General features: G+C 44.7%; 5 protein-coding genes. All 5 read right to left on the minus strand.

Going from position 1 to position 6,684, the window contains the following annotated elements; all coding sequences use genetic code 11:
• Positions 1-2,833: type I polyketide synthase (locus F6K52_RS29480; protein WP_293087115.1), on the minus strand; the 2,833-nt coding region annotated here is incomplete at its 3' end.
• Between the two features lie 39 nt (positions 2,834-2,872).
• The gene (locus F6K52_RS29485; protein WP_293087117.1) at positions 2,873-4,243 is read right to left on the minus strand and encodes a hypothetical protein; all 1,371 of its coding nucleotides are present in this window, start codon (positions 4,241-4,243) and stop codon (positions 2,873-2,875) included.
• A gap of 83 nt (positions 4,244-4,326) precedes the next feature.
• The gene (locus F6K52_RS29490; RefSeq protein ID WP_293087120.1) at positions 4,327-5,238 is read right to left on the minus strand and encodes a cyclopropane-fatty-acyl-phospholipid synthase family protein; all 912 of its coding nucleotides are present in this window, start codon (positions 5,236-5,238) and stop codon (positions 4,327-4,329) included.
• Between the two features lie 130 nt (positions 5,239-5,368).
• A complete protein-coding gene (locus F6K52_RS29495; protein ID WP_293087125.1) occupies positions 5,369-5,689 on the minus strand; it encodes an acyl carrier protein in 321 nt (106 codons plus the stop codon).
• 61 nt (positions 5,690-5,750) lie between these two features.
• Positions 5,751-6,684: fatty acid desaturase (locus tag F6K52_RS29500; protein ID WP_364420313.1), on the minus strand; the 934-nt coding region annotated here is incomplete at its 5' end.

Here is a 6,684-nt window from a genome sequence, read left to right on the forward strand (position 1 = left end):
TCTTTGAGAAAAATTGTTTTTTATGGTTTTGAATATTTGTTTCTATCCAATACCGTTGCCGTTGGAAGGGATAAGTGGGCAATACTATCTTTTGGCAGGGATAGTCCCGATCAAAACCCGACCAGTCCACAGCTATGCCCCGCACATATAACTGTGCCAAACTCTGTAGCAGTTGTTGCCACTCTTGTTGTTTCGGACGTAGACTGGGCAACCAAACTCCTACACCTTCTGGCAGACATTGACGACCCATCCCTAACAAGATCGGCTTCGGTCCGCACTCCAGAAACACCTCATACCCCTGCTGATGCAGCGTCTTCATGCTAGTGGCAAACTGCACCGGCTTCCTCACATGCCTACACCAATAGTCAGGGGTGGCGATTTCAGCAGTGGCGGGTTGTCCGGTAAGATTGGAAATTAATTTTATTCGCGGCTGGGAGTAAGTCACCTCTTGCGCCACTGCGTCAAAGGACCCCAGCATTGCTTCCATCAAGGGGGAGTGGAAAGCATGGGAAACCTGCAAAGGTTTGATCTTCACTCCGTCCGTTTTTAGGGTGGCACAGACGGCGTTTATAGCTTGACGCTGACCGGAAATCACCAAGCTCATCGGACCGTTAATGGCTGCGATCGCTATTTTTTCTGCGTAGGCTTCGATCGCCTTTTCCACTTGGCCGGGAGAAGCTAACACCGCCACCATCTCACCGTCTGGGGGGAGAGCTTGCATTAAACTCCCTCTAGAGGCAATCAACTTCAAGCCATCTTCGAGGCTAAACACTCCTGCTACACAGGCGGCCACATATTCCCCGACACTGTGACCCATAACCACATCCGGTTCAATGCCCCAAGATTTCCACAACTGAGCTAGGGCATATTCGATGGCAAATAGAGCTGGTTGAGTATAGGCAGTTTCATCTATTGGTGAGGTTTCCCCTGGTTCTGGATACAACAGATCAAGCAGAGGCTTCTGTTGATAGGCACGTAGAATGGCATCACATTGCTCAAGGGTTTTGCAGAAGGTTGGTTGAGTTTCGTAGAGTTCCCTTGCCATGTTCACATACTGTGAACCTTGGCCAGTGAATAAAAAGGCAATTTTGGGGCGCTTCCTCGTGGTCACTTGACCCATAACCAGTCCAGTTGTTTTCCCGACCGTCTCGATTGCCTTTAACTGTTGGCGCAACTGCTCGGTTGATTGAGCTACTACGGCCAGGCGGTGCTTAAAATGCGTACGCCCTGTATTGGCCGTAAAGCAAATATCTGCAATAGATGTCGTGGGGTTAGTATCCAAAAATTCCTGATAACGTTGTGCTAACTCTTGCAGTGCTTTGTCGCACTTAGCAGACAGAGTTAAGATATGACACGGACGCTCAATAAACTCTTCACTTTTAACTTTTGACTTACCCCCCTTGTTAAGGGGGGCTAGGGGGGATTCGGCAAAGCCGACGCTACGCGAACGACTTTTGAATTCCTTGTTAAGTAGGGCTAGGGGGGATTCGGCAAAGCCGACGCTACGCGAACGACTTTTGAATTGTTTTGGTGCTTCCTCCAGTATGATATGACCATTCGTACCGCCGAAGCCAAAAGAACTAACTCCTGCCAACCGTGGTTCTTCACCTGTTGACCATTTCTGTAACTCAGTTGGAATAGACAATGGGGTGTTTTTAATTCGGATATATGGATTCAACTGCTTCAGGTGGAGGTTGGCTGGAATCTCCCCATGTTGCAGTGAGAGAACCACTTTGATCAAGCCAGCAATCCCGGCTGCCGCTTCTAAATGACCAATATTGGTTTTGACGGAGCCAATCCAACAGGGCTGATCGGGCTGACGGTCTTGCATCAGCACTGCTTTTAGGGATTTAACCTCGATTGGGTCTCCCAGAGATGTTCCAGTGCCATGAGCCTCCACATAACTAATTTGCTCTGGTCGCACCGAACCATTTTCCAGAGCCTTACGGATCACCGCTTGCTGGGAAGGACCATTGGGTGCTGTGATTCCATTAGTTAGGCCATCTTGGTTAACCGCTGAGCCTCTGATCACTGCCTGAATATTGTCTCCATCCCTGAGAGCATCGGAAAGACGCTTGAGGACAACTACCCCGCATCCCTCCCCTCGCACATAGCCGTCGGCACTAGCATCAAAGGTTTTACAGCGACCATCAGGGGCCATCATCTTTGCTTGAGAACACGTGATGGTCGCCTCTGGAGATAAAATCAGGTTTACTCCCCCAACTAAACACAGGTTGGACTCAAAGCCAAGCAAACTCTGACAAGCATAATGGAGTGCCACCAGAGATGATGAGCAAGCTGTATCTATGGCTAGACTAGTTCCCCGCAGATTCAGCACATAGGATAGACGATTAGCAAGAATGCTAAAACTGTTGCCAATGCCATTGTAAGCATTTATCAGGGCTATTTTTTTAGCTAAAATAATACCGTAGTCATAGTTAGTGACACCTATAAAAACTCCTGTTTGGCTACCATTTAGCTCTGAAGGTGCTATTCCTGCATTTTCTAAACTTTCCCAAGCAACCTCCAACAGGAGTCTTTGCTGGGGATCCATACGCTCCGCCTCTCGGGGTGAAATACCGAAGAAGTGGGAGTCGAACTGCTCCACTTGCTCTAGAAAACCACCCCATCGACTATTCATTTTTCCTGTGGTAGCAAGATCCGGGTCATAAAAAGCATCAATATCCCACCGCTCTGACGGCAGCTCGGTGATAGCATCCACCCTGTTACGTAAGAGCTGCCAGAAAGATTCTGGATTTTTAGCACCGGGAAAGCGACAGCTAACTCCTATGACCGCTATTTTTTCCATTTCAGAACTATCTCTTGTCTGCATTGTTTCAACACTCAGCTAGTCAGATTGATTGAGATTGCTTTAGGCTTGATAACGGGAGACAGACCTAGAAAACTCCTTAAAGGCTTTAGCATTTTTCGAGATCGCTCTGTCAATAGAGGCTCCAGAAGCCATCAGGCGCATTTCACGGTTAACAGGCCACAGGTAGTCAATTTGAGCAGCAAAGTTGCGTATATCTGACAACAGTCTCTGGTGAAACTTGAGATTGACATGAAAACCATCGTGCTCATGACACAAGCACTTCTCCATCCAGTGGAGTGCTTCAACAGCAGACATGCCAAAGAGAGGACTTTGTAGCAGTTTATAGATATAAACCATCAGAAAGCTGCTAACACCAATAAAGCTATTCGGTAGTACTCCGGAAAGCTGGCTAAGATTTTGACACTGAGTCATGTATACTTTCACATTTGCTACAAATTTCTCATATGCTCCAGATTCTGGTAGATGTTTATGGAGATCTCGGGCAAGAAATAGAGAAGTTGTAGTATGAAAAGCTTCATCTAAAAAGTGGTAGTGGGAGATAGTTGTTGGCACTGGCACAAACTGGTTTTGTTTATGCAATTTCTTGCAGTACATATGTATTTTGTGTTCGTAATTTTTAAGAGCAAGATTAGCTAGGTAGCGCACAGTATAGTAATTACAAGCCAAGAAAGGTGAACTGCCCCAGTTAAACGCAAAGAATTGTGGCAAAGATTGAGGTAGATTTACCCGCAACCCATTGAAAAAGCCGTTAGTGGAGGTTGAGATGGGTTTGTTTTCTTCAGAAAATTTTCTTAAATATGGGGAATTGTATTGTTCTTTACCTTTGAGCATCATCTTAGGGATGAACTCCAAAACAAAGGACTGGTAATTTGCAAACTCCAAACTTCCCCAGTTATGCTTAGAGGACTTCTTGTTCAGGGAATCGATAAATGCTTGCTTACCCAGCAAAGCTTTCTGGGTTTGGTAACTAACCTTGTAAAAGGCATGAATATGACTGCGTTCCTGATCGGTTTCATGCTCTAGCTGGTGGGCGATCGTTTCATAATCAGCACCCATAGCAGTTAAAGAGCCTGCTGTTATCAGGTTGTAATGAGTGATTTCAACTTCACTGTCGGCGATAGTCTTGTATACAACAACCCAAAAAAGGTGATTGAGAGCTATCTTTTGAGATGGAGAAGCAGCTTCGTAGAGTGGCGTGCCGTAAAGAAGTGAAAGCTCTGGCTCGCTCCAATAATGATTGCTGTTGCTACTGTATTTGAAGTTCTTGTCTAGCTTTTCGATTCTCTCGGTATAGTCAGAATCGAGATTATTCCGATAGTTTTTCTCAAGGATTCTCAGAACAGTGTTTCCTTGACTAGTTGATCTATTCACAGATTGGTCAATATCTGATACTCGATTGGTACTAAACATGACTTTCCTCAGTAACTTTAACTCAAAATTAACTTAGTTAATATTCATTTGATAAAAGCGATCGAAGTCGATATGCTAGCCAATTACTTTTGAGGATTGTCAATCCGACGCAGGGTAAGTCGCGACAGGTTCATAGTTCCAGTGTGGAAACCAATGATACAAATGCTGAGGTATTTTTCATATCTAGCCACCACTTTCTCTCCCACCATATTTACGGCTTCTTTACGGTTCGCTTTTAACCTTTTTAGCCATACCTTGAGGGTGCGTTCGTAGTGTTTTCTGTCATTTTTTAGGGCTACAATCTCGAAAATTCTCTCAGTTGCTTTAGCAATGTCCCCTAGACGAGGTAAATCCGATTCTGGAAATATTTCCTCAGCAAAAAACTTACTGAAGTCTTCTCTTCGGGAGTTCTCATAGACGATGGTTTGGAGCGATATCCAGGCACCTGGTTTGAGCCACTCATGACAGCGCTGAAAAAATGTCCGATAACACTCTATTTTATGCTCTTGCGAGAGTTCCAGTTTAGCAAAATGCTCAAAGGCACCGATTGAGATAATTGCATCGAAAGGTTCTTCTGGAAAGTAGTCAGACCAACTTTTTAACTTAACTTCAATTCCTGGCTGGTTGAACGACTCAATCCACTTTGCCTGAGCCTTACTCAATGTCAGACCTACGGCATGCTCAACATTGTGCATTTCCACAAGGCGTTTCAGGGTGCCACCCCAGCCACAACCCACATCTAATACTCTTTTAGCGCCGCTAGCTCGGGCTTGGTTGATATGAAAATCAATCTTTCTTAACTGCGCTGATTCAAGGGTGTCATTTTCTTGCCAAAGGGCAGAAGAATAGGCGTTAGTACTATTATCGAGCCAAAGTCTATAAAAATCATTACCTGCATCATAATGATGCTGAATTGCCTCAGCAGAGGCTCCCTTGTAATCAATCCGATCTGCCTGAGTCGAACCATCGGGATTTAGAGTTTTCATGGAATTCATAAGATTGTCCTATTTTTGACAAACTGATTTACGCCCGTTAATTACCATTTCAGAAACCTGGTATTTCAGGGAGAGTTTATTTATGGGTTGATTCCTCTAACAATACGGATACTTACCCCTTTACTTTGCCTTAAGAAGCCACATGGTTTGCCAACGCTTCAATAGTGGGATAATCGTACATTAGGGTTGGATCTAGATCAGATCCCAGCCAATCTTCAAGGTCACCAGTAAGACCAACTGCTGCAGAAGAATCTAGACCATAGCGATCGAAGGGAATTGTCACATCTATCTCATCTGATTCAATTTCCAGAAGTTCAGCTAGATAGGAGACTAACCAAGCTTTAATTTCTTTTGCCTTTGCAGGCTGCTTGGGTGCATATCCATTGCCATTGCCATTGTTATTTCCAGAAATTGTAGACATTTCGTTAAGTTGAGAAGTTTGAAATTCCATTGTTTTCACCTATGCAAGTAATTTTGATTAGTACGCTTGAAAAGAATTGCTGAAATATCAGCTACGCAGCCTTTTTAGCCTCTATCATTCTTGCTGTAGGAGTCTTAACCTCCCAGACCAAGCCAGCGAATTCAAGAGAGCGGATCACCCAGTAACCCAGGTCAATTTGCCACCATTGCAATCCAAACTTTCCTGAATTTGGGAAAGCATGATGGTTGTTGTGCCAAGCTTCGCCAAAAGTGGGGATAGCTAACCAGAGATTGTTTGTACTTTGCTCGCTAGTATCAAAGGGACGGCTGCCATAGAGGTGGGTGATTGAGTTAATGCTATTTGTAAAATGGTATGAAAGGAAGAGTCGCACACAGCCCCCCCAAAGAAATCCGGAGAGTACACCCATACTCGTTCCCGTCAGCATTCCTCCGAGAATGCTAGGGATGACAACACCTATAAAGCTCCAAAAGTAGTAAAGATTGTTAACCTTTGAAATCAGAGGATCTCGAAGCAGGTCTTTGGCAAAGAAGAAAGTGTTGGTAATTTCGTGAGTAAACGTCCAGCCAATCTGAGCATGCAATAGACCTTGAATCGGACTGAGGCTTTGATCTCCATCGCAATAGGGTGAATGGGGATCTCCATGTCGATCGCTGTATTGGTGATGACGTCGATGATTGCTAACCCAATAAATGACCGGACCTTGGCAAGCCATAGAGCCAAAGATAGCAAGGATGACTCGGATAGCAGTATTCGTTTGGAAGGCGCAGTGGGCAAAGTGCCGATGAAAACCCACACTAATCCCGACTAATGTCAATATATACATACTGAGCAACAGTCCTATCTCCACTAGACCAATACCTAACTGCGAGGCTATTGCCACTGCTGCTACTGTCCCCAGTAAAGGAATCACATTAATCGCTAAAGCATGAAGCTGCTGCTGAATTTTTAAGTGATTATTGCTCTTAACTGTTATTTTTTGCCTCTTACTCGAACTTGTAAGAAGA

The organism is Moorena sp. SIO3H5 (assembly GCF_010692395.1).
Lineage (GTDB): Bacteria > Cyanobacteriota > Cyanobacteriia > Cyanobacteriales > Coleofasciculaceae > Moorena.

What these genes read in the sequence shown, in the direction of transcription:
- F6K52_RS29485 (WP_293087117.1), bottom strand. Translation starts at nt 4,243, where the DNA reads ATGTTTAGTACCAATCGAGTATCAGATATTGACCAATCTGTGAATAGA.
- F6K52_RS29490 (WP_293087120.1), bottom strand. Translation starts at nt 5,238, where the DNA reads ATGAATTCCATGAAAACTCTAAATCCCGATGGTTCGACTCAGGCAGAT.
- F6K52_RS29495 (WP_293087125.1), bottom strand. Translation starts at nt 5,689, where the DNA reads ATGGAATTTCAAACTTCTCAACTTAACGAAATGTCTACAATTTCTGGA.